Origin of the sequence: Clostridioides sp. ES-S-0123-01 (genome assembly GCF_020658415.1) — a bacterium.
In the GTDB taxonomy this organism is placed as follows: Bacteria; Bacillota; Clostridia; order Peptostreptococcales; family Peptostreptococcaceae; genus Clostridioides.
In genome coordinates this window covers 590,337-614,326 of record NZ_JACVWD010000001.1, presented here as the reverse complement: position 1 = coordinate 614,326, position 23,990 = coordinate 590,337, and the positions used below count along the sequence as shown (strand labels likewise).

23 protein-coding genes are annotated in these 23,990 nt (G+C 26.7%); 15 read left to right on the top strand and 8 right to left on the bottom strand.

All coding sequences use genetic code 11. The features are described from left to right. Nucleotides 1-102: 102 nt before the first annotated feature. Nucleotides 103-2,460: an HAD-IC family P-type ATPase gene (locus IC175_RS02785; RefSeq protein ID WP_227851077.1), complete on the top strand. Its 2,358-nt coding sequence runs from the start codon at nt 103-105 to the stop codon at nt 2,458-2,460. Nucleotides 2,461-2,556: 96 nt separating this feature from the next. Here the strand turns inward: IC175_RS02785 and IC175_RS02780 are convergent, their stop codons facing one another. After that, nucleotides 2,557-2,874, bottom strand: a complete 318-nt coding sequence (locus tag IC175_RS02780) for a pyrimidine/purine nucleoside phosphorylase (protein WP_227433130.1) — start codon at nt 2,872-2,874, stop codon at nt 2,557-2,559. A 284-nt stretch (nt 2,875-3,158) separates the two neighbouring features. Between IC175_RS02780 and IC175_RS02775 the strand changes: the two genes are divergently transcribed. From IC175_RS02775 to IC175_RS02755, 5 genes are all read left to right on the top strand, one after another. Beyond that, nucleotides 3,159-3,839: a response regulator transcription factor gene (locus tag IC175_RS02775; protein WP_227851076.1), complete on the top strand. Its 681-nt coding sequence runs from the start codon at nt 3,159-3,161 to the stop codon at nt 3,837-3,839. After that, the gene (locus IC175_RS02770; RefSeq protein ID WP_227851075.1) at nt 3,826-5,316 is read left to right on the top strand and encodes a sensor histidine kinase; all 1,491 of its coding nucleotides are present in this window, start codon (nt 3,826-3,828) and stop codon (nt 5,314-5,316) included. The genes IC175_RS02775 and IC175_RS02770 overlap by 14 nt, the downstream gene beginning before the upstream one ends. A gap of 204 nt (nt 5,317-5,520) precedes the next feature. Beyond that, the gene (locus IC175_RS02765) at nt 5,521-6,396 is read left to right on the top strand and encodes an ATP-binding cassette domain-containing protein (protein WP_227851074.1); all 876 of its coding nucleotides are present in this window, start codon (nt 5,521-5,523) and stop codon (nt 6,394-6,396) included. After that, a complete protein-coding gene (locus IC175_RS02760; RefSeq protein WP_227851073.1) occupies nt 6,396-8,642 on the top strand; it encodes a M1 family aminopeptidase in 2,247 nt (748 codons plus the stop codon). Before IC175_RS02765 ends, IC175_RS02760 begins: the two co-directional genes overlap by 1 nt. Next, nucleotides 8,635-9,369 carry a hypothetical protein gene (locus IC175_RS02755; RefSeq protein WP_227433139.1) on the top strand — a complete coding sequence of 245 codons (735 nt, stop codon included), beginning with the start codon at nt 8,635-8,637 and terminating at the stop codon, nt 9,367-9,369. Before IC175_RS02760 ends, IC175_RS02755 begins: the two co-directional genes overlap by 8 nt. Before the next feature lie 283 nt (nt 9,370-9,652). Here IC175_RS02755 and IC175_RS02750 read toward each other — a convergent pair whose 3' ends face one another. After that, a complete protein-coding gene (locus IC175_RS02750) occupies nt 9,653-10,930 on the bottom strand; it encodes an amidohydrolase family protein (protein ID WP_227851072.1) in 1,278 nt (425 codons plus the stop codon). Between the two features lie 614 nt (nt 10,931-11,544). Continuing rightward, nucleotides 11,545-11,883, bottom strand: a complete 339-nt coding sequence (locus tag IC175_RS02745) for a TIGR04076 family protein (protein WP_227433146.1) — start codon at nt 11,881-11,883, stop codon at nt 11,545-11,547. Between the two features lie 133 nt (nt 11,884-12,016). Here IC175_RS02745 and IC175_RS02740 point away from each other — a divergent pair, with 133 nt between their 5' ends. Next, on the top strand, nt 12,017-12,364 hold the full coding sequence (locus IC175_RS02740) for a helix-turn-helix domain-containing protein (protein WP_285894657.1): 348 nt from the start codon (nt 12,017-12,019) through the stop codon (nt 12,362-12,364). A gap of 632 nt (nt 12,365-12,996) precedes the next feature. Here IC175_RS02740 and IC175_RS02735 read toward each other — a convergent pair. Together IC175_RS02735 and IC175_RS02730 are read right to left on the bottom strand one after the other, a co-directional pair. Continuing rightward, nucleotides 12,997-13,173, bottom strand: a complete 177-nt coding sequence (locus IC175_RS02735; protein WP_227433148.1) for a hypothetical protein — start codon at nt 13,171-13,173, stop codon at nt 12,997-12,999. Nucleotides 13,174-13,923: 750 nt separating this feature from the next. After that, the gene (locus IC175_RS02730) at nt 13,924-14,172 is read right to left on the bottom strand and encodes a hypothetical protein (RefSeq protein WP_227433149.1); all 249 of its coding nucleotides are present in this window, start codon (nt 14,170-14,172) and stop codon (nt 13,924-13,926) included. Nucleotides 14,173-14,392: 220 nt separating this feature from the next. Between IC175_RS02730 and IC175_RS02725 the strand changes: the two genes are divergently transcribed. The 7 genes from IC175_RS02725 to IC175_RS02695 all read left to right on the top strand — a co-directional run bounded on the left by IC175_RS02725 (nt 14,393) and on the right by IC175_RS02695 (nt 20,775). Then, complete coding sequence (locus tag IC175_RS02725; RefSeq protein ID WP_227433150.1) at nt 14,393-15,415, top strand: hypothetical protein; 1,023 nt, start codon at nt 14,393-14,395, stop codon at nt 15,413-15,415. Nucleotides 15,416-15,428: 13 nt separating this feature from the next. Beyond that, nucleotides 15,429-16,316 carry an ABC transporter ATP-binding protein gene (locus IC175_RS02720; protein WP_227834495.1) on the top strand — a complete coding sequence of 296 codons (888 nt, stop codon included), beginning with the start codon at nt 15,429-15,431 and terminating at the stop codon, nt 16,314-16,316. Between the two features lie 5 nt (nt 16,317-16,321). After that, nucleotides 16,322-17,095 (top strand): ABC transporter permease, encoded by a 774-nt coding sequence (locus tag IC175_RS02715; RefSeq protein ID WP_227483255.1) that lies wholly within the window; start codon nt 16,322-16,324, stop codon nt 17,093-17,095. Nucleotides 17,096-17,213: 118 nt separating this feature from the next. After that, nucleotides 17,214-17,936, top strand: a complete 723-nt coding sequence (locus IC175_RS02710) for a response regulator transcription factor (protein ID WP_227433156.1) — start codon at nt 17,214-17,216, stop codon at nt 17,934-17,936. A gap of 3 nt (nt 17,937-17,939) precedes the next feature. Beyond that, nucleotides 17,940-19,343 (top strand): sensor histidine kinase, encoded by a 1,404-nt coding sequence (locus IC175_RS02705; RefSeq protein ID WP_227851071.1) that lies wholly within the window; start codon nt 17,940-17,942, stop codon nt 19,341-19,343. Between the two features lie 10 nt (nt 19,344-19,353). After that, on the top strand, nt 19,354-20,175 hold the full coding sequence (locus IC175_RS02700; RefSeq protein WP_227483253.1) for a TraX family protein: 822 nt from the start codon (nt 19,354-19,356) through the stop codon (nt 20,173-20,175). A gap of 159 nt (nt 20,176-20,334) precedes the next feature. Beyond that, a complete protein-coding gene (locus IC175_RS02695) occupies nt 20,335-20,775 on the top strand; it encodes a hypothetical protein (protein WP_227483252.1) in 441 nt (146 codons plus the stop codon). A 149-nt stretch (nt 20,776-20,924) separates the two neighbouring features. On the opposite strand, the gene IC175_RS02690 is transcribed toward IC175_RS02695, so the two are convergent. After that, nucleotides 20,925-21,545, bottom strand: a complete 621-nt coding sequence (locus IC175_RS02690) for a flavodoxin family protein (RefSeq protein WP_227433161.1) — start codon at nt 21,543-21,545, stop codon at nt 20,925-20,927. Nucleotides 21,546-21,916: 371 nt separating this feature from the next. On the opposite strand from IC175_RS02690, the gene IC175_RS02685 reads away from it, so the two are divergent. Continuing rightward, on the top strand, nt 21,917-22,249 hold the full coding sequence (locus IC175_RS02685) for a winged helix-turn-helix transcriptional regulator (RefSeq protein ID WP_227433162.1): 333 nt from the start codon (nt 21,917-21,919) through the stop codon (nt 22,247-22,249). Between the two features lie 133 nt (nt 22,250-22,382). Here IC175_RS02685 and pcp read toward each other — a convergent pair whose 3' ends face one another. Beyond that, nucleotides 22,383-23,024: a pyroglutamyl-peptidase I gene (pcp, locus tag IC175_RS02680; protein ID WP_227433163.1), complete on the bottom strand. Its 642-nt coding sequence runs from the start codon at nt 23,022-23,024 to the stop codon at nt 22,383-22,385. A 20-nt stretch (nt 23,025-23,044) separates the two neighbouring features. After that, on the bottom strand, nt 23,045-23,977 hold the full coding sequence (locus IC175_RS02675) for a DUF979 domain-containing protein (RefSeq protein ID WP_227851070.1): 933 nt from the start codon (nt 23,975-23,977) through the stop codon (nt 23,045-23,047). Between the last annotated feature and the right edge of the window lie 13 nt (nt 23,978-23,990).

Genomic DNA, 23,990 nt, shown 5'->3' with positions numbered 1-23,990 from the left:
ATTATATAAACTACAATAAGATATATTAAACTAAATTAGAATTTTACAATATATTTATAGATATTACTATTAAAGAAAAAGTTAAGTTGAAAGGAGTATAATATGGATAAAGTTAACTTAAAAAGATATAATTGTGATATAAATGTTGGATTAAACAGTGAACAACTTAAAAGTAGAAGAGAAGACAATTTAATTAATGTATTTGACAATGGAAAAACTAAAACATACAAGCAAATTTTTAAAGATAATATATTTACACTTTTTAATCTTATAAATATTGTTTTAGTTTGTTTGCTAGTTTCAGTTGGCTCTTTTAAAAATACCTTATTTATATTTATTGCTGTAATTAATACTATTATTGGTGTGATTCAAGAAATAAGAGCAAAAAGATTGTTGGACAATCTATCTGTTATAGTATCAAGCAAAGTATCTGTTATAAGAGAAAAAGAGAAAATAGAGATTGATGTTCAAGAATTAGTGCTAGACGATATTATGATTTTAAAAACAGGAAATCAAATTTGTGCTGATTCAAAAGTTTTAGAAGGAAAGTTAGAGGTAAATGAATCTCTAATCACAGGAGAATCTGATATTATTGTAAAAAGCAAAGGTGATTTTTTATATTCTGGTAGTTTTGTAGTTTCTGGAGATGCATTTGTAAAAGTTGAAAACATAGGAAAAGATAACTATGCAAATAAGATAGCTAGTGACGCTAAAATTTCCAAGAAACACAATTCTCAACTCAGAAATTCATTAAATGCAATATTAAAAGTTGTTGGTGTAATAATTATTCCTTTAGGAATTATATTGTTTGTAAAACAACATTTTGGAAATGGAGATTCTATAGTAACATCTGTAGTAGGTACTGTGGCAGCTGTAAATGGAATGATACCAGAAGGATTAACTCTGCTTACAAGTATTGCCTTAGCTGTTGGGACAATAAAACTTGCAAGCCACAAGACTTTAGTTCAAGAATTATATTGTGTAGAGACTCTTGCTAGAGTTGACACATTATGTCTTGATAAAACAGGTACAATTACAGAAGGTAAAATGCAAGTTGATGATGTAGTAATGCTTGAAAAAGTTGATGTAAATGAGATTATGGGAAATTTGTGTAATTCTCTTAAAGATGATAATGCGACATTAAATGCTATAAAAGATAAATATGATATTTCAGATACGTATAAAGTTAAAAATTTGATTCCATTCTCATCAGCAAGAAAATACAGTGGTGTTGTTTTTGAAAATGAAGGTACATACTTAATAGGAGCCTTTGAGTTTATTTTTAAAGATAGATATAAAGACTTAAAAATAGAAATTGAAAAATATTCTAAAGCAGGAAATAGAGTAATAGCTTTAGCTCATAGTAACTCTTACATGGAAGATAATAAGATACCTGAAGATATAAAACCGCTTGCTTTTATATTGATATTAGATAAAATTAGGAATGAGGCTAAGGAAACTTTAGAATTTTTTTATAATGAAGGTGTAGATATAAAAATTATATCTGGAGATAATCCAATAACAGTAAGTGAAGTAGCAAGAAAAGCAGGTCTTAAAACAGCTAATAGATTTATTGATGCAACAACACTTAAAAATGATAAAGACATATACGATGCTGTTGATAAATATAGTGTTTTTGGAAGAGTAAGCCCACAACAAAAGAAACAAATGATTGTAGCATTAAAACAACAAAATCGTACAGTAGCAATGACAGGAGATGGTGTAAATGATGTGTTAGCACTTAAAGAAGCTGACTGTAGTATTGCAATGGCATCTGGAAGTGATGCTACCAAAAATGTTTCTAATTTAGTTTTATTAGATTCAAATTTTGCATCCATGCCAAAGGTTGTTATGGAGGGGAGAAAGGTAATCAATAATATTCAAAGAGCATCTTCTTTGTTTTTAGTAAAAACAATCTTTTCATTCTTCTTATCACTATTAACATTATTTTTCTTTAGTAGACAGTATCCATTTGTGCCAATTCAATTATCATTGATTGGAGCTGTAACAGTAGGTATACCATCATTCTTTTTAGCTCTTGAGGCAAATAGAAGTAGAATTTCAGGAAATTTTTTACTTAATATATTAAAAAATGCTTTACCAGGAGCATTATGTGTAACATTAAATGTAATTATTGTTTACAATATAGTCGAATATTTAGGTTATAGTTCAAGTGTATTTTCCACAATGTGTGCTATATTAACTGGTATATGTGGTCTTTTAATACTAAGACAGCAATGCTTGCCATTTAATAAAGAAAGATTATTTTTAATTGTAAGCATGACCATAGCATTTGTTATTGGGATTCTATTTTTAGGTGGATTATTCTCATTTGTAGCTCTAAGTAAAGAGCTAATCCTTATAACTATGGTATTAGCAGTGTTAATGCCGATTATGATAAAAGTTATGTTATTTGTATTAGATGAGATACTAGACACAATAGTTCCAGATTTAAACTAATTTGAGCAATATAAAAAAAAGAGCAACTTAATATTAAATATAGTTGTTCTTTTTTTATTTACATTAAATTTTATATAAGAATATCATATATATTTATTAATCAGCTATGTATGAACAGCAATAGTCAACAACTTCATTAACTTTTAAATCAAAACTTGAATCAGAAGGAACATTAAATTTTTGCCCTTCTTTATATGTCACAAATTCATTGCTTCCAGGTAGTTTTACATCCATGCTTCCAGCAAGCATTTCCATTATTTCTTCTTCTCTAGTAGAAAAAGTATACTCTCCAGGTAACATCAATCCTAAAGTTTTTCTTTCTCCATTAGGAAATATTATTACTCTACTACTTACTTTACCATCAAAATAAACGTTTGCTTTTTTTACTGCAGTAACATCTTTAAATTCACTCATTAGACAAATCCTCCAAAATTATTTACTCATATATATTATATAGAAATAATATAAAAATTGCTATATATTTACAAATAAAATTTAGTATTTATAAAAAAAATTAATAAAGATAAAATAAGAAAAAATTCATATTTTTATTATATTGACTTCGCAATTTTATAAATATAATATGAAAAGTACTTAGGAGAAGTACCATATGCTACACATCAAAAACATAAAGATAGTGTATAATCTAAATATGTTATACAATCTAAAGTTTATAATTATAGAAAGAGGGGATAGGCTTGTCAAAGAGAATATTGGTCATAGAAGACGATATAGATATCCAAAATATAATAAAAACATTTTTAGAAAATGCAGATTATACTATCATAACAGCAAATAATGGTCTTGATGGAATTGAAAAGTTTAAAAAGCAACAATTTGATTTGATTTTATTAGACATACTGATGCCAAAAATAGATGGCTTTGTAGTTTGTGAAATAATAAGAAATGAATCTAATATTCCAATTATTATACTTACAGCATTGGATGAAGAAACAGACCAAGTAAAAGGATTTGAATTAAAAGTGGATGATTATATTACAAAACCATTTTCTACAATTGTTCTTCTAAAAAGAGTAGAGGCAGTATTAAGAAGAACTGGGGATAAGGAAGAAAATCATGAAGATAGAGAATTTTTATCATATAGAGATATCAATGTTGATGTTGAAGGATATAAAGTTTTTGTTAATTGTAAACAGATTGAATTGACTGCTAGAGAATTTGAAGTTCTAAAGGAACTAATAGAACACAAGGGGCGTGTACTTACTAGAGAAAATTTAATAAATAGCCTGTGGAAATATGATTTTTTAGGAGATGAAAGGGTTGTAGACACACATATAAAAAATCTTAGAAAAAAGCTTGATGTGAATTACATAGAAACAATAAGAGGGGTAGGATATAGGATTGATGTATTGGATTAAGAAAAGTCTAAATAGAAAAGTTTTTTTAAGTACAACTTTGATACTTATTTTATCCTGTACACTAATTTACATATTTATCATGATGTCAATGCCCAAAACATATAAATCATACTTAACAGATGATATCAAAAAAAATCTGAATGAATTTGTTAAAGTTATTGAGAAGACTAAATATGAGGATTCTACACCTAAATTTTATGATTTTATAATTGAAAATAATGTGTCTATTAATTTAATGAAAAATGGAAAATCAGTAGAAATACCATCTAATATAAAGTATGGGAAATTAGGTGATGAAAATATTATATCAAATAAGAAGCAAAGAACCATATTCAATGAAGATAATTTTTTATATAATTACCTAAATAATAATCAAATTTCGGGAAGTAGTTATGTAAGTGCCATATCCACTGATATTACATTTAAAAATAGTTCAGATAAATATATTCTCTCTGTTATGCCAAAATTGATGGTAGTTGATGAAGCTTCTATGGTTTTATTAAAATTGATACCAGTAGTTACAATAATGATTTTGATAATATCACTAGTTACTTCATTTATTTATTCTAGAGTAATTACAAAACCTGTTGTCAAGATAAGTAATACTTCAAAAAAAATTGCACAGATGAATTTAGATGTTAGATGTGATGTAGAAAGTGATGATGAAATAGGCTCTCTTGCTTTAAGTTTAAATGAGCTTGCACATAATTTATCAAGCACACTTAATAATCTTGAGCATGCAAATTTAAAGCTTCAAGAAGACATTGAAAAGGAAAGAAAGAATGAAATAAGTAGAAGAACTTTTTTTGCAGCAGTATCTCATGAGTTAAAAACACCAATTACGATTATAAAAGGTCAACTTGAAGGCATGATATACAATGTTGGCATGTATAAAGATAGAGATGCTTATTTAATACATTCACTTAAGGTAATGGAAAGTATGGAAGAAATGGTACGTGAAATTCTCGATATTTCTCGTATGGAGTCATCTGGATTTAAATTAAATACAGTAGAAATTAATATGAGTTCATTAGTACAGAAATCAATACAAAATTACTTAATATTAGCAGAAAATAAGAATATAGATGTTATTACTGATATAGAAAAAAATTTATACTCTTTTGTAGATATAAAATTGATGAAAAAAGCTATTTCTAATATTATTAACAATTCAATTAAGCACTCAAAAAATGGTGTTTTGGTAAGTATAAAATTGTATAAGAATAATGAATGTGGAGTTTTTGAAGTTGAGAATTCAAATACATTTATAGAAGAATCTGAGATAGAAAATATTTTTAATCCTTTTTATCGTGTAGATAAGTCACGAAGTAGACAATCTGGTGGAAGTGGTCTAGGATTGTATATTATTAAAGTTATATTTGATATGCACAAGGTCAAATATAAAATTGAAAATACATCAGTAGGTGTAAAATTTACAGCTATATTTCCTATAGCATTAAAAAATACATTGCAGTAAATATTTTATAAATAAAATAACCCTATACTAAAATTTTAAGGTTAAATTTAAATTTTAGTATAGGGTTATTTTGAGTATAAGAATGTATTTAAAAAGTATTTAGCTACCATATAAAAAACAAGATAAGAACATATTAACTACATACTTCATTTATATAATAAAAAATGTAATAAGAAACTAAAAAACGTGAAAGGTGAGTGAAACATGAAAATTGATGTTAAAAATTTAAATATGACTTATAGAGCAGGGAAGGAAGCACTAAAAGATATAAATATAAGTCTTGAAAGTCCAAATTTGATAGGCTTACTTGGTCCTAATGGAGCAGGTAAGAGTACTTTAATGAAACTTTTGACTTCAAGAATACTTCAAACTTCAGGTAAGATTTTAGTAAATGGTAAACCCCTTAAACAGAATGAAACAAATTTAAAAAGTAAATTAGGATATTTACCACAAGAATTTGGTTTGTATGATGAGTTGACAGTGTATCAATTTCTTGAGTACATGTCAGTTTTAAAAGGTATTAATAAGAACACAAAAAAGATAATAGAAGAAGTTATTAGTCAAACTAATCTATTAGAAAAGATAAATTCAAAGATTAAGACCCTATCAGGTGGTCAAAAACAGAGAGTTGGAATAGCTCAAGCAATAATGGGAAATCCAGAGTTATTAATACTAGATGAACCTACAGTCGGACTAGACCCTGAGGAGAGAATAAACTTCCGTAATTTATTTTCAAAAAACTCAAGAGATAAGATTGTAATATTGTCCACACATATTATAGAAGATGTTCAGTCTGTATGTAATAGATTGATAGTAATAAATAAAGGAAATGTGCTATTTGATGGAAGTTCTGAAGAGTTAATTAAAAAAGCGGAGGGACATGTTGGAGTTTATGAAGATAAAAATGGAAAAATACATAGCAATAAAACAAGCAAATTTAAAGTTACATCAAGTATTCTTACTACAACAGGGACTTCATATCGTATTGTAAGTCATAAGCTTCCAGAATTTGCGATACCTGTAGAACCATCATTAGAGGATGCGTATATGTTTTTAATATCTGAGGAGGAGATAAAGTAATGCAATCAATTAAATTTATCAAAGATGAGATAAAGAGGATTTTTAGCTCAAAGATTACATGGACTTTCATAGTAGTAATAGCACTGATACCAGGTCTATCAATAATAATGTATGAAAATCCTGGATTATTGCCCCAAGGTAGTTCAGGACAATCACTTAGTTTGAGTATACCTGTTTTACTTAATCCAGCAAAGTTAGGGGCTTTAATAGGTACAGTTTTATTCTCAATGTTTACAATATATGAGATGGATAGTATTTATAGAAACAAAACCAATGGTATCATAGAAACTATTATGGATGCTAAAAGTTTAAATTTAGCTAGAGTGATTTCTATTCTTGTATCAACTATAGTATCTGTAATAATTTCGATGATTATATGTTTTCCATATTCTATCATTAAGATGGGTAATAATTTTAGTTTAAGTACTTATCTTATAAACTATTTAGTTTTAATGTTACCAGCCTTATTATTTGGTATTTTACTTTCAGCAGGATTTTATTCTATAACAAGACGTATTGATTTAAGTATGATTATACTCCTTGTTCTAGTATTTTTATCTATAAATATAAAAGATAGTTATCTTATTGATTGGGTACAGACAAAAGTTACTATTTATTCTGATAGCTTTGGGAATACTTTGCAATTAAAAGCTTTATGTTGGAATAGACTACTTTGGAGTTTTATATCAATATCAACGTATTTATTAGGTGTGATATGCACAAGAAAATATGAAAAAAATGTTTTTTCATCTATACTAATTAATATGAAAAAGGTATTACTATCAATTTTAACTATAGTATTAATTGCAGGTTCTTATAGTGTATATGCATTTGAACCATATTATGATGATACTCCTCCACCTAAAATGGAAAAGGTATCAGATAAGAAGTCTGGCTCAGGTGCTGTTATGTCTACTGGTGCTGATGAAAAGCTAAATAAGAATATAAAATTACTTGATTCAGATCTTGATATAAAAATAAATCCTAAAAAGGCAAGATTAGATGGCAAAATACAATACACTATGGAAAATACTAGTGGAGAAAATCAAAACTTGGAATTTGATTTAAATCCTGGATACGATATTAAAGATATTAAGATAAATGGTAAGAAAGCTAAATATGATATTTCTAAGAAGAAACAAGCAGAAGGAAGACTTAGTTTGAATATACCTAAAGAAAAAAATCTTAAAATTGAAATTGAGTATGGAGGGAAATTAATAAACAATCAACTATTTGAAACTATTCTTGCAGGAGATACAATAAGTAAAGATAAGGTTGAGTTACGTAGTAAAGGTTCAATATTTCCAAAACCTAAAGTTGATGCTATGAATACAATGGAATCGATGATTCATGGTAATATAACTCTACCTACTGGAATAACACCTGTAGTAAGTGGAATCAGTACAGAAAAGGTAAAAGGTGATAAAAAGGATAATGAATGTACATGGAAATTTAGCACAAGAGGAATAATGTTGACTATAATAGCTGCAGACTATGTAAAAAAAGATATAAAAGCAGGTGGGATTGATGTGCAATTTTACTATAATAGAAAGCATGGAGATAAAATAAATAAAATGAATGCAGAGAAAATTATAAAAGATTCTATCAATTTCTATACAAAACAATATGGAGAACTAGAACGTTATAAAGTTATTCCGCTTAAGCTAGTAGAAGGAGGAGCCTCATCAGGACAGGTAACTGGAGGAAAAGCACATGAGAATATAAGTTATATGGATGAAAGTATTTTCAACCCAGATGTATTTGATACTCACATAGGAGAGGGAGAAAATGGATCTGAAGTTTTGGCTCATGAAATATGCCACCAGTGGTGGTGGATTATAGTACAAGTTGACCAAATGACACCTCCTTGGTCACCAGAAGGAATAACAAATTATGCAACTAATAAGTTCATGGAATACGAGTATGGAAAAGAGTATAGTAAAAAAACTATAGATAATTGGAAAGAAGAAAATGATAAGCTTAAGAGAAATTTCTATATGAATAATCCGCAGTATTTGGAAAAATTGCCTGAAAATTATGTATTCAATATTTTATCACCTAATTCTATGAGACTTCTATATAACAAAATGCCATTACAAATTTTGAAGGCAGAAGAGATTTTAGGACAAGATAAGTTTGAAGCTATTCTTAAAGACTTATATAACAAGTATAAGTACAATATATTAAAATATGATGATTTCTTAAAGGCTTGTAATCTTACAGGGGAGGAATTGAATTTTGAATAATTTAAAAATAATAAAATATGAAATGAAGAGATTGTTATTCTCTAAGGTATATTTGGTTTTAATATTAATAACAGGATGGTTCTCCTACCATGTCCTTAAGACAAAGACAATCTATGGTTTAAACGACACAGCACCATTTTCAGAGTGGAGTTATTCTGGTTTTTTACTTGATGTAAATCCATTTTTACTAGTTATAGTTCTTGTGTTTTGCACGTACATCTTTTCAAAGAGAGAAGAAGCTGTAAGGACAATTACTATGAGCACTAAGATAAAACCTACAACATATTTTTGCTTAAAAAGTGTTACAATAGCAGTTGCGTATCTTCTAACAGTTGCAGTTGTAATTGCAATAAGTTTTATTTTTTACAATAGATTATTTCAATTTAATGATTTTAGTCAATTTATAAAACCTATAATTCTAATTTTAATACCATCTGTGTTATTTATATCAGGTATGGGCATGTTTATTGGTAATATAAATGGAAACTTTCTATATATTTTTATTCCAATAATATTTCTTATAACAAATTCTGGTACACTATCTATTATATCTGGTAAAAATCTAGTGAACTCTATACTAGAGAGTAAAGTTGCAGACACGATGGGTAATCTTGCATTTGATATTCCACAGAGATTTGTAATAAGTAGAATAGCTTTGGTGATTATAGGTATAGGCTTAATAGTTATTGTATGCAAAGCATACAATAAAACTAAAATTAAAGCTTAGAAGGGTATTACAAAGAGTAATTTAGTTAAACTTCATAAAAATTGTAGCATTCTTATTTAAGGACTAAGAGTAATGTGTACAAATTAAAGTTTAGAAAGAAAACTGACTATGAAAAAACACAATATAATTATTAAAATTAAATACAACTAGAAATAAATCAAAGATAATCTAAAAGAGTATGTTTTAATCTATGATTTCATGGATTTTAGTACATACTCTTTTTATTGAGTATATGAATATTGAGTATATGAATTAAGTAAGGTATGTACAATAAAAATTTTTATTATAATTCTACAGAAGGTTCCTCAATTAATTTTCCACATACATATCTATGAATAATATTTCTGTCATCACCAACATAGATAAATCTTTCAAGTCTTTCAAGTATAGAGTAACTGTCATGATTTAAATCTGAATCATCAATAATTAATGCATCAAAATCATAATTTTCTTCAAAGCTACCAACTTTTCCAAAAAAACTTCCTCCACTTTTAGTTGCAATATAAAAAGCCTCAGATAACGATAGGAAATTACATTTCTTATTAGAATTTACCCAGTATAATTTAGATAGCTGGATTGCAGATACTATTGCTTTAAATATTGACAATGTATGACCACCACTTATATCTGAACCAAGAGCTAGTTTTATATTATTATCAAGTAATTTTCTAATAGGCATGGCTCCACTACCAACATTAAAATTAGAAGCAGGACAATGAACAGCCATAACCTCATTTTCTTTCATTAAATCTATTTCTTCTTGAGAGCAGTGAATACAATGAGCCATTAATGTAGCTGTTTGACCAAATAAATTGTATCTATTGTAGGCATCTCCGTAAAATTTAGATTCAGGTTCTAAACTTTTAACCCATTCAATTTCATCATGGTTTTCAGATAAATGTGATTGTATAGGAACATTATACTTTAAACATAAATCTCCTAATTCCCTTAAGAGATTACTTGTACAACTAGGTATAAATCTAGGAGTTATAATTGGTTTTACAATAGAATTTATGTCACTGTATTTGTTTATTATTTCTTCTGTATCGTTGATAGAATCCTCAGTATTTTCTAGTAGAGTGTCAGGACAATTCATGTTCATATTTACTTTACCAACATATGCTCCAAGACCAGCTTCTTTAAAAATATCCATAAGTTTCATAGATGCTTCTTTATGTACTGTTGCAAATACAGCTATTCTAGTAGTACCTGATTTCCATACTTCTTTTACAAATTTTTTATACATCTTTGTAGCATATTCTATATCTATATACTTTGATTCTTCTGGGAATGTATAAGTTTCAAGCCATGGTATAAGTTCCTTGTCCATAGCCATGCCTAAATTTCTAAACTGAGGTGCATGGCAATGAAGGTCGTTCATACCAGGTATTATAAGTTTATCAGTATAGTCTACGATTTCTGAGTTTTTATATTCTTTAGGTATATCTTTAAAGACACCTTTTACTTTGCCTTTGTTTAGTATAATGTAGCTATTTTCAAATACTGTGAAAGTATCTGAAGTCTTTGTAAAAATTATATTTCCTTTTATTGCTTTTAACATATAGCTCTCCTTAGTTTTAAATTTGTTAGCTTTAATATATAAGTAAATATATAGGGTTTATTAATTAAAATTTTACCCTATGTATTATATCAAATCTGAGTTATAAATACTATTAAATAATAATAAATATTATTGAATTTGAGAGGATGAAAATAATGAAACAATACAAATGTATTGGTAAAGGAAATACATCTAAAATTTATGATTATGGAGAGAATAAAATAATAAAATTATATAAAAGTGAAATTTCAAAGGATTCTTACATTAGGAAATTTTGTATTACAAAAAATATATTAGGAATTAATAAGATTATAATATATGGCAAAATGAACAAGATTTATCATATATTATAATCATGTTAGAGACATCTATTGGTAGGAGTATTCTCTTTATAAGTGGATTAAAAAAATATTAGGTACATTACTTAACAGTTTTTAAAATCGATTTAAATGAATCTTTTTTATGACATAAATTGTACAATATACAATTTCCTTTTATTGTATTTCATTAATTTAATTTTGGTACTATATTTCACTATAAGCATTAAATTTTAAGGAATAAATTGGAATAATGCATTTAAAATATGATTAGTAAAATTAGTTTAAGACTATTATCTATCTTATGGGTTTATATTCCATTTTAGATTCTTCATCAGTTCTCTCAATTTTAAAAATGACAGGACGAATTCCATCATTACAGGAGCATATAGCCACTCCTTCTTTATCTATCCAATCTCCATAGTAAAATTTTTCACTACCATGAGATAAAGCAAATACATATTGATACATTGCTTTCCATGCTTCGTCACATAATTTTTCAGGTTTAGCAAAATCTCCAAAAAATACTTCTCCTACTTTATGCATAGGGCATTTTCCAATACCTTTACATCCATACTCATCTGCTAAATCTTTATGGAATGTTGTTTTTATTACTTCTATTTTACATTTTTTCATGAAAGTCATCTCCTCGTAATTTGTAACTTTTATTTATATAAGTATATGTGCTATCTTATATTTAAACAAGTATTTACTTTTAAGTAAGGTACTAACATTTAGGATAGTATCTTTATTATAGGATGGTGATTAAATGAGTATGAAAAACTATAATACATCTGATTTAACTAATATAACTTCTACACCATTTGGATATACTCTTTCAATTATTGGAGGAAAATGGAAGATGATTATAATGTTTTGGTTAGTCGAGTATGATGTATTACGTTATGGAGAACTTAAAAGATGTATTGGTTCAATAACTGATAAGATTCTCAATAATCAGTTAAAAGAATTGGAACGAGATGGTATTATCATACGCAAAGAATATCCTCAAATTCTTCCTAAAGTTGAATATTCACTTTCCAAAAGGGGATTGTCATTAATGCCTATTTTAGAAGAAATGTGTAAATGGGGTGAAAATAATAAACTCAATTTGTAAAATAAAAGCCCAGTAAAGATTTTGCTGGGCTTTTATTTTATAAATTAGAAATGCTAAAGTTAATTTACAGGTATATAATTTTCTGTGATTAATACTTTGAAAATCACTAATTAAAATCTTTATTAGTGATATTTTTTAATATAAATTAAATAAAAAAATAAAAAATATATCTAAATAAAATGATTATTTTTCTTGAATTTTTTATATAAATATGGAAATTTGTCTAGTTATACATTTTTATTGACCAGTTATGCAATTGATATTGAATATTCTAAATATTGATGTTACTTTATATATGATTTAAGTACAATAGGGGGATATTTTATAAATATGATTTGCGTTATAGATAGATAAAATTTGGAGTAGTAAAAACTTAGATTCATATTTGATGAAATTGTAGAATATGTGTATAGAATGATTCTTGTGTTTCAAGAGAATATAAAGGATGTAATTTGTATAGTTGTTTTATTTTATAGTATATACTTTTAGATTATATAGTGAAAAAGTAAAGATGTACTCCCAATACATCTTTACTTTAAAATAAGTTATAGTTACTTGAAAAGTATAAAAAATTATATAGTTATTTAAGGTAGAAAATCTAAAAAGGTTTTTCTAGAAAATGAAACTTAATTTTAATTATATCTACTTACTAACAATAAAACTTGATATAAACAAGATTCAACTACAGTTTCTCCATATTCTGATATAAAATCATCTAATTGTGTATCTATAAAATTACAATAATCATATGAACTACTTATATAAGCAGTTAATATATGTGTACATCTGTCTATTTCTCCAATAAACATATTATCCATCCCCCTAAAAACTTTAGTAAAAATAAAAAAATTATATATGTGCTAACTTGCTAACGTAACTTACAAAGAATTTTTTAGTACTTATCACTATAACTTTATTACTAAATTTTTCTAGTTTTACCAATTTAGCTTTTATTCTACAAGTTAATAATACTAGAATATGATTTATTATTCAACATGCTTGTTTTAGATTAAAAAATATTATAAAATTATATTTATTTTTTGAAGAATAAACTCTGACAATAAGCTGATAAGGTTTACATGAATAGATTGAATTAAAGGTTTATATATTTGAATTAATTAGATTCAAAGTAGAGGATAAACTAAAAAAGTATTCAGGATATATTATTAAAATGAATGTAAGAATAAATAAAGTGAGATGCTAGAATATTAAAATTAACAATAATATAAAAAATAAAATTTATTGTTAGTAAGAACTTTAAGATAGATATTTTAAAACGGATATAAAAACTAATTGATTTACTTATAGATATTTAAAAGATATAAAGAGCTTGTAGATAGCTCTTTATATCTTTTTTGTTATGCTAAAAAATTTTAAGAGACAACAAAAAAGATAAGAGCATATCTATAACACATATATATGTTCTTTTATAAAAATAAATAAAACAATGTAATTAAATTTAGTTAAACTGTATTATTTATATGTAATATCTTGATTATTAATAATAAAGTTTTTATATTAAAAAAATTCCTTTTAAATATAGAATGCAATTTAAGTCACTATTTGATAATTTTTCCACAATATGGGCAATAAGTACTATTCTTTACAAGTTCCATTCTTGAATCTAAATAATGATTACAATTTGGGCAACGATAAAATTTCCAATCAATAAAAATACCAACAAGTACAAAAATAATTGATACTATATAATTTTCTATAAAAAAGATAAATGCTGCTCCAATAATAAACATAGCCATAGATGTTAAGAAGATTATTTTTAATTTTGTATAAATATCTATACTTTTCATACAATCACCAACTTATCTTAGATTTAATCCTATTAATAAAAGTATAGCAAGTTTATTATAAAAAATGTAAACTAAAAAATTACAATAAAAATAAGTAGTGAATAAAACTAAACACATAATTTAAGTTTTATTTAAGGTTAGAATTATATTGATATAAGATTTAAGTTTTATTATGTATATAAATAAAAAGCAATTAAAAAGACTTAGGAGGAAATGTATATTGATAAGTTGGGAAATAAAGAAATTGATTAAATCTAAGAGCATGTTGATATCTTTAGGGATATTAATATTCATATTATTAATCAGTATATTTGTTAAACCTGTTTTAGAAACAGAAGATTATTATATTGATGAGAAAAAAGGTCATATAGAATATACAAGTAATAGAACAGATATAGCTAATGATAAATTTCAAAAAAAACTTGATATTTTAAAACAACTTTCAAATCAAACATATAGTGATAAATTTTCTAAAAAGATTAAATCCATGTCAAAAGAAAAACTTGATAATCTAAATGTTGATGAATATAAAAATGTTGACTTTTGGAAGGTATTTAATTATAGAGCCACAAATTCACTTATAAATATAGGGATGTTGATTGTCATAATCATAACTGTATCAAATCTTTATACAGATGAAGTAACTTCTTCAGTAAAAGATATTATACTATCATCAAAAGAGAAGGAAAAGGCATTAAAATCTAAAATAGTTATTGCTATATTTATACCATTAGTAATTTATTTTGTTTATTTAATCTGGATATTTATTATGACCTGCATACAACAAGGATTACCAATTAATGGTGACTTAGAATCGTTTAGGATAGTAGACAATATAGCTACATTAAAAGCAAATTCAAATATAACCAATTATGTAATATCAAATATAGCTATAGATATTTTAATGTTTGAAGGATGGGCAATGATAGCTATGTTAGGTTCTTTTATTAGCAAATCTTCAATATCATCAGTAGGTTTTCTTATTTTAAGTATAGCTGTAGCTAAAGTGATGTCAGTAGTTCACATATTACCTAAAGGATTGCTTTCGATTATTTCAACGGTAAATTACTATGATTTAATATTTGGATTTAATAAAATAATAGGAAATTATTTAGGTGATATTAGAATATTTAAAATGAATATAGATATTGTCAATCTATCAATAGGACTTTTAGTAGTAATATTTTTAGGTATAATGACTTTGTGTTTCTCAGTAATAAAGTCAAAGTATATAAATAGATAAAAGGGGAATTAAAATGAATAAATTAGAAGTTAAAAATATTTCAAAGATATATGGAAAAAAAGTAGTAAATGATAAAATTACAGTTACATTAGAAAATGGAGTTTATGGTCTTTTAGGACCAAATGGAGCAGGAAAATCCACTCTAATGAAACAAATAACCACACTAATAAAACCTGAGAGTGGGCAAATACTTTACAATGGTAAGGATATATTTAATATGGATGATGATTATAGAAATATTTTAGGATATTTACCACAAGAATTTGGAGTATATAAAAACTTTACAGCTAGACAATTTTTACAATATATAGGAGCGTTGAAAGGTCTAAAAGGTAGAAATTTAAATTGTAGGATAGATGAATTGTTAGAGCTAGTAGGTCTTTATGATGTCAGAAATAAGGCTATAGGAAAATTCTCTGGAGGTATGAAAAGAAGAGTTGGCATAGCACAAGTTTTATTAAACAATCCTAAAATAATAGTACTTGATGAACCAACAGCAGGCCTTGACCCACAAGAAAGAGCGAGGTTTAGAAATCTAATAGCAAAAATATCAAGGGATAAGATAATAATTCTTTCTACTCATATAATTTCAGATATAGAATCAGTTGCAAAAGAAACAATAATGATTAAAAATGGTAAACTTCTTATGAAAGGAACACATAAAGAAATATTAAATCATATGCAAGATAAAGTTTATAATATTCAAGTTGAAGATGAGTGTGATATTGATGAGATTCAATCTAAATATAAAGTTATAAGTATTCAAAGTGATGTTAATTCAATAGTAATTAGAGTTGTGTCAGAAAATACTCCAACTGAAGCTAATGCACAACTAGTTCAAGCAAAATTTGAGGATGTATATATGCTTTACTTTGATTTAGAAGATGCAAAGGAGATATAACAGATATGATAAATTTAGTTAAAGCAGAAATAATAAAAGCCTTAAAATTAAAAAGTGTTTGGATGCTTTGGATATTTTTACTATTATTTGGGTTTGTATTGATTAGAAAATTTAATGTTTTTGACACATATTCAGATATATTTTATAAGATAGAGGGTTCTATACCTTTAATAGGGTTGATAATGTTTATAATAACTTCTGGAAACTATACAAAAGAATATGATTCTAATATGACAAGTCTAATAAATACAACTAAAAATGGGAAAAAGTCAGTAGTAGTATCAAAAATAATAGCTAATGGATTGACTTTGTCCATGATTAACATTTCTTTTGTATTATTGGTTGGGATTAGAGGATTTAGTTTTTTTGAATTTAAAAATTTGAATGAACCAATTAAGAACTTATGGTATTTTAGTAATAGTAATTTAAATCTTACCGTAATACAAATGTACTTGATTGTTATAGTATCAGTCATTTTTGGTTCTTTCATATTTGCACAAATAGGACTAGCACTTTCTTCAATATTTAAATCAGCTGTAATGCCTTTCATATTAGGAGGCTTAATTATGGCTGTTCCATACTTTATTACAGGCTTTATACCAGATAATGCTATAAAATTTGTTTCTATTACTCCAAACTGGATTATGATGAGTCAACAAATTGTTAAGTATAATGTACCAAATACTTTAATAGGTTTATCTATATTAATCTCAATCATATTGATAATAATATTAACTAAAATAACATATAAAAATTTTACATCAAGTAAAAGGTTTTAATTAAGAATAAAAAAGAACAATGATTTTGTTTATATATTGACTTGATTTAAAATAATATAAATGAAGCTTAGAGAAGATATATGTTAATATATAGATAAATTATCATAGGAGGTTATTTATGGAAAATAGCATTTTAGTAATAGATGATGAGGTAGAAATTTTAAAACTCTTAGAAACTGTATTTAAGAAAGAAGGTCTTAACAATGTGTATACTGCAAAAACAAGAAAGGAAGGATTGGAAGTATTTAAAAAATATAATCCCAACTTAATCATTCTGGACATTATGTTGCCAGATGGTGAAGGGTACGATATTTGTAAAGAAATAAGAAAAAACTCTAATGTACCAATCATATTTTTATCAGCTAAGACGGAAGAGTTAGATAAATTACTTGGACTAGCAATTGGAGGCGATGATTATGTTACAAAGCCTTTTAGTCCTAAAGAAGTCGCTTTTAGGGCAAAAGCTCATCTAAGAAGACTAAATTATTTTAATGAAGAACAAAATGAAAGCATAAACTCAGATAATAAAGAAAAGATTATATCATTTGGTCCATATAAATTAAATGAAAGTAGAGCAGAACTCATAAAAGATGGTAAGTCTATTGCATTATCTGCAAAAGAATTAAAAATATTGTCTTTATTTGCACACAATCAAAATCAAATTATAAGTAAAGAAAAGTTATGGGATAAAGTATGGGGTGAAGATTATATTGGATTTGATAATACTATAATGGTTCATATTAGAAAGATTAGAGAAAAATTAGAAGATAATCCTTCAAAGCCAGAATATATCCTTACGATAAAAGGACTTGGATATAAATTAGCAGTAAAGGAAGATTAGAATATGAAGTGGAAGATTACTAGAAACTTTATGTTTACAATCGTATTTGTAGTTATATCAGTGGTTATTATAAATATTGCGTCTATTTTATATGTGATTTCGACTAATAATTTTTTTAATGTTGTAGGTTCTAAAAACAGTCCTGAAGAGTTTGCTCGTTCTTTTGAAAAAGATCTATATGAAAAAAATGGAGAGTTCAAGTTATCAAAAGCTGGCATTGACAAATTAAAAAAATCACATTCTTGGGTACAAGTTTTAAATGACTCAGGAGAAGAATTGTATGGAGTAAATGTGCCAACGAATACTCCAAAAAAATATACTCCTTTTCAAATGGTTAATAACTACAAATATATAGAAACAGAGTATACTAATTTTGTTTTAGAAAAATATTTAGGCAACAAACATCTAAATATAATAATAGGTATGCCTAGTAGAGATGTATCGAGAATAATTTTAACTTATTCTCAAGATAATGCTAAAGCAATTTTAAATAAAATTATCACTTTGACATTGGTAATTGATGGGATGGTAGCTTTAAGCATAGGATACTTATTTAGTAGAAAACTTACAAAGCCAATATCCAATGTAATATGGAGTATTGAAACTATGGCTAACGGAAATTATAGTTTATATCTTAAAAACAGGGGAATATATGAAGAAGTTTTTGAAAATATCAATATGTTGGCTGATACATTGAAGGTAAACGAAGCAGAGAGAAAAGAAAATGAAGAGATGCGAGAGGAATGGTTAGCTAATATAACACATGATATAAATACACCACTGGCTTCTATACAAGGATATGCAGAGATAATCAATGATAAAGATTATGAATTTGTGGAAGAGGAATTACGAGAATATACAGAGATTATATACAATAAGTCCAAGTATATAAAAAATTTGGTTGATGATTTAAATTTATCAACTCGATTAAAAAATAATAGCTTAGTTTTGAACAAGAAGAAAATAAATTTAGTTAGTTTGGTTAGAAATATAATAATAGATATTCTAAATGACAATAGATATAAAAATAGAAATATTGAGTTTGTAAGTTATGAAGATTTAATTGAAGTATATGTAGATTCAATTTTATTTAGAAGAGCTATAACAAATCTCATATTTAATTCAATAGTGCATAATAAAGAAGAAACTCTGATAAAAATAGAAATAGTAAAAAAAGATACTATAGAAATTATAATAAAAGATAGTGGAGTAGGAATAAGTAAAAATGATTTAAAGCATATTTTTGAAAAATATTATAGAGGTACTAATACAGGTGAATTACATAAAGGCTCTGGTCTTGGAATGGCTATTTCTAAAGAGATAATAGAGATTCATAAAGGTAGTATTTATGTGAATAGTGAAATAGGAATAGGAACAGAAGTCGTCATAAAAATAAATCAGAAGTAGGAGATATGATATGGATTTTCTTAAAAAAGGTTTCAATGGATTTACTATTAAAATATTAGCACTGGTATTTATGACATTTGACCATATAGCAGCTTTTATGCCACAAACAATGCATATACCAGTTTGGTTTCATTGGTTAGGTAGAATATCAGCACCATTGTTTACGTTTATGGTAGTAGAAGGGTTTTGTCATACAAGCAACAAAAAAAAGTATATTGCTAGATTATATGTAGGGGCTATCATTATGGCAATAGGGAATCAAATAATTAATACTGCTTTCCAAAATCCAGAAGGTTCAATAATTATGAATAATATTTTTGCAACATTATTTTTGGTAGTAATTTATTTACAGGCTATAGAATTTATAAAGAAATTTAGAGCAGAAAAAGAAAAAAAGTATCTTGTGAGAGGGCTTTTGATGATAAGTGTTCCTATAATTTTAGGAATCGTTATATTAACTTTACTTTTTAGCTCAGTGGATAAAGTACTTATGTTTATTATGATTTTTGTACCAGTACCATTTTTGGTAGAAGGGGGACCAATTTTGATTGCACTGGGGATTATTTTTTATTTATGTAGAGGAAAGAAGTTTAGTTTAAGTATTTGTTATTTTTTGATGTGTATATTTATATTTGTAGCCATAGCAGGAGGAGATTATAGCTTGAAAAAATCTCTTCTAGAAAATTACCAATGGATGATGATTGCGTCACTTCCTTTTATGTTGCTTTATAATGGAGAAAAAGGTAAGAGTATGAAATATTTGTTTTATTTATACTATCCAATACATATATATATATTGTATATTTTAGGAGTGTATTTGATAAAAATCTAAGAATATAGAAGACATTGATAAGTATGGTTATTAATAACTTTCTATATTTCATACAAATGTCTATGGTCAATATATCCTACTTATTAATGACTGGCATGTTAAATAATTATGGAGTTGCTGTCTCAGCAGTATCTGGAATTGGATTGAAGATAAATACTTTTGCCGGGATGCTATGTTGGGCAGTTGGTCAAGCTGTCATTATTAAGCTTGGTTGTAACATTTATTTCCATTGTTTTTGTACAAATATTTGCAGAACCAATAGTTGTATTTTGTGGGTCTAAAAATCAAGCAGTTATTAGAGAGGGAATTGTGTATCTTAGAATTTATTGTTTAATTAACAGTTTGATTTATGCAGTAATGTATATTTATGATTCATTTGTAACTGGTATAGGTTTTACTAGTCTAGCTATGTTTAATGCATTGTTAGATTCTGTAGTTATTAGACTATCCCTTAGTTATACACTAGGAACTATTTTAGAATATGGATTTATAGGCGTTTATTTTGCTCAATCTTTATCACCAATACTCCCAGCTATTATTGGGTTAATCTATTTTTATAAAAGAAAATGGAAGGGTATAACTGAGCATGTCAGAAATTAATCGTTTTAAACAGATTAAATAATAAAATAGTGGTTTTGATATAAATAGAATCAAAACCACTATTTAGGTATTATACTGCTTTCTATGCGCTATTCCATTTATTAAGTATCACTTTAATTTTAAATTAACAATTAATAAAACCAAATTATTTATTGTATAAAATTAGTCATAATTTTTTCTTCATATTGAGGGTCTTTGACTCCTGTTTTTTGCCCAGCTGAAATACACTTAAGAAGCCATGCCATGTTTTCACCTAAAGTTCTCATAGTTTGTAATCCCTCTTTATCTTTCATAACATCCTCTGGTGTAAAACCATGAACCTGATTCCAGTACTGTGATGATACAATAGGCATATTACTGATTGAGAAATATTTATTTAGTTGGTCAAATGTTGCAGTTGCTCCACCACGTCGACATGATACAACTGATGCACCAAGTTTCTTTGCCATTTTACTTCCAGCTGAAAAAAATAAGCGGTCAAGAAATGAAGTTAGTTGTCCACTTGCACCGGAAAAATATACAGGTGAACCAACAATAATACCATCAATATTATCTAGTTCTTTCGCTAACTCATTGACCTTATCATTCCAAGTACATTTGCCAGTTTGAAAGCATGATGAGCAAGCAATACAACCTGGTATTGGTTTTTTACCTAAATATAATATTTCGGTTTCAATGTCATGCTTATTTAATGTTTTAGCAACTTCATTTAATGCTGTATAAGTACACCCGTATTGGTTTGGGCTACCATTTATTAATAAAACTTTCATTAGAAATTCCTCCAGTAAAATTTATTTAATCGATATTCAAGGGTCTTTGCTTTTTCTAAAATAGGTTTTCTATGAATCTATAAGTACAGGTATATTCCATTTGTTCTTAGATTTACATTTAAAACACCTCCTATTACTAAATTTATCAGTGATATGAAACTACATTATGTTAGAAGTTTTTTATAACTTGAATTAAAGAGTAAATAAATTAAAATTTGACAATATGCTAAAGTACTAGCATTAAGTAGAATTTATATGTATTATAGCAAATTGACTTTTAATTGTTCTTACACTATAATTTTATTATAAATTAGCTAAAAGACAAGTACGCACATTTTTGTTCAATACTAACCTAAAGGAGAGTGTAGCACATGGATATGGATTGTATCTCACAAGCAGATTTAAGTGAAACAGGGTTTAGTTATACACTTTCACTGATTAATGGAAAATACAAGATGGTAATTCTCTATTGCCTTGCTGAATTTAAAGTTGTTAGATATAATGAACTAAAACGTTATATAAAGACTATTTCTTATAAGACTCTGAGTTTATCTTTAAAGGAATTAGAAGCAGATGATTTGATTATTCGTACTGAATATCCTCAAATACCACCTAAAGTAGAATACAGTTTATCAAAGAGAGGGAAGTCTTTGATTAAGATTTTAGATGCAATGTGTGAGTGGGGAGAACAGAATAGAATTTAATTTTACATTTGAAGATTGTACATATTGTAAAAGACTGTAGGTAAATTTGAATTTAAACAAATATACTTACAGTCTATATTTAAAAAAATGTCTATTTTCATTTATAATTTAAAAAATTTATTTTAGATATTTTTTATGAAATTTCACCACCAATTTCTTTTATATCATCTTTGTAGATTACACAAGCTTCTATGGCTAATTCCAAACCTTTAACTATTTCTTCTAAAGACATAAATGGTGTATTCTTTTTATCTATTATTTGAGAAGTCATGTATGGTATGTGTATGAAGCCTCCTTTTATATTAGGATATTTTTTATCTATCATGTAAAGAATTCCATACATTACATGATTGCAAACAAATGTACCTGCAGTATTTGAAACACTAGCTGGAATTTTATTTTCATTCATATGTTTTACCATAGCTTTTACAGGTAATTTTGAAAAATATGCAGGTTGACCATCTTCTTTTATAACCGTGTCTATAACCTGATTTCCTTCATTATCTTTTATTCTAAAATCATCTACATTTATAGCAACTCTCTCAGGTGTAATATCAAATCTACCTCCTGCTTGTCCGACTGATATTACTATATCAGGGTTGTGTTTTTGAATAGCTTTATCTATTGCTTCAACAGATTTTGTCATAACTGTTGGTATAGTTATTTTTATAATTTCTGAGCCATTTATATTATCTTTGACCCTTTCGACAGCTTCTTGAGCGGGATTAATTGGTTCTCCACCAAATGGGTCAAACCCTGTTAATAAAACTTTCATTATTTTACCTCCTATTTATATCAAAATCCTAAAAAATACATTACTAATATGTGTGCTACAATTAATATTAAAGCAACTGGTGCTTGATACTTTATAACAACATAATCATTTTTACATTCAAGTAAAGCTGCTGGAACTATATTAAAATTAGCTGCCATTGGAGTAAGTAGAGTTCCACAATATCCTGCTGTTAATGCTAATGCTCCAATTATAGCAGGATTTCCACCTTGAGACAATACAAAAGGAATTCCAATTCCTGCCGTTATGACTGAAAATGCAGCAAATGCATTTCCCATTATCATAGTAAATATAACCATACCCAATACATAAGCTATAACGCCAAATAATCTATTGTCAGTAGGAACTACTCCTGATATCATACTTGAGATAACTTCGCCAACTCCAGCTTGAGTAAACAAAGCACCTAATGCAACCAAAAGTTGTGGTAGCATGCTAGCTGGTCCCATTTGTTGCAATAATCTTGAACCATCATGAACTGAGGTAGATGATTTTGATTTGGTTATTATAAGAGCAGATATTAGTGCAATTATTGAACCTACACCTATTGCAAACTGTGAAGAATTATCGAAATTAGAAAGACTCATAGCTACAATTACTGCTGCAAAAGCTAATATTAATGATGGTATGAATATTTTATTTTTAAGTTTGTCTGCCTGTTCTTTCCCAAAATTTTCATTTGGCTCTTCGTATTTTGCAAATATGACTTGTTTAGTAAGTGTTAATAAACTAGATAATATTAGTATGATTCCTATTATATTAGCTGGAATTAATCTTCCAAATATAAATGGTAGTGATATTAGTATCCAAAATAATGATGTACCGTATTTTTTATTATTGTCTATTGTAGTAAAAGACCTGTATGCTATGACAATCATTAAAAGCCCCATTAATGCATAAAAAATTTCTAATGATATGTTTATAAAATTTTGCACTTTTATACCTCCT

Coding starts and splice junctions, on each gene's coding strand:
- IC175_RS02705 (WP_227851071.1), top strand. CDS start 17,940: ATGAAGTGGAAGATTACTAGAAACTTTATGTTTACAATCGTATTTGTA.
- IC175_RS02715 (WP_227483255.1), top strand. CDS start 16,322: ATGATAAATTTAGTTAAAGCAGAAATAATAAAAGCCTTAAAATTAAAA.
- IC175_RS02785 (WP_227851077.1), top strand. CDS start 103: ATGGATAAAGTTAACTTAAAAAGATATAATTGTGATATAAATGTTGGA.
- pcp (WP_227433163.1), bottom strand. CDS start 23,024: ATGAAAGTTTTATTAACAGGGTTTGACCCATTTGGTGGAGAACCAATT.
- IC175_RS02690 (WP_227433161.1), bottom strand. CDS start 21,545: ATGAAAGTTTTATTAATAAATGGTAGCCCAAACCAATACGGGTGTACT.
- IC175_RS02730 (WP_227433149.1), bottom strand. CDS start 14,172: ATGAAAAGTATAGATATTTATACAAAATTAAAAATAATCTTCTTAACA.
- IC175_RS02740 (WP_285894657.1), top strand. CDS start 12,017: ATGAGTATGAAAAACTATAATACATCTGATTTAACTAATATAACTTCT.
- IC175_RS02710 (WP_227433156.1), top strand. CDS start 17,214: ATGGAAAATAGCATTTTAGTAATAGATGATGAGGTAGAAATTTTAAAA.
- IC175_RS02750 (WP_227851072.1), bottom strand. CDS start 10,930: ATGTTAAAAGCAATAAAAGGAAATATAATTTTTACAAAGACTTCAGAT.
- IC175_RS02770 (WP_227851075.1), top strand. CDS start 3,826: ATGTATTGGATTAAGAAAAGTCTAAATAGAAAAGTTTTTTTAAGTACA.
- IC175_RS02765 (WP_227851074.1), top strand. CDS start 5,521: ATGAAAATTGATGTTAAAAATTTAAATATGACTTATAGAGCAGGGAAG.
- IC175_RS02700 (WP_227483253.1), top strand. CDS start 19,354: ATGGATTTTCTTAAAAAAGGTTTCAATGGATTTACTATTAAAATATTA.
- IC175_RS02735 (WP_227433148.1), bottom strand. CDS start 13,173: ATGTTTATTGGAGAAATAGACAGATGTACACATATATTAACTGCTTAT.
- IC175_RS02685 (WP_227433162.1), top strand. CDS start 21,917: ATGGATATGGATTGTATCTCACAAGCAGATTTAAGTGAAACAGGGTTT.
- IC175_RS02760 (WP_227851073.1), top strand. CDS start 6,396: ATGCAATCAATTAAATTTATCAAAGATGAGATAAAGAGGATTTTTAGC.
- IC175_RS02720 (WP_227834495.1), top strand. CDS start 15,429: ATGAATAAATTAGAAGTTAAAAATATTTCAAAGATATATGGAAAAAAA.
- IC175_RS02745 (WP_227433146.1), bottom strand. CDS start 11,883: ATGAAAAAATGTAAAATAGAAGTAATAAAAACAACATTCCATAAAGAT.
- IC175_RS02780 (WP_227433130.1), bottom strand. CDS start 2,874: ATGAGTGAATTTAAAGATGTTACTGCAGTAAAAAAAGCAAACGTTTAT.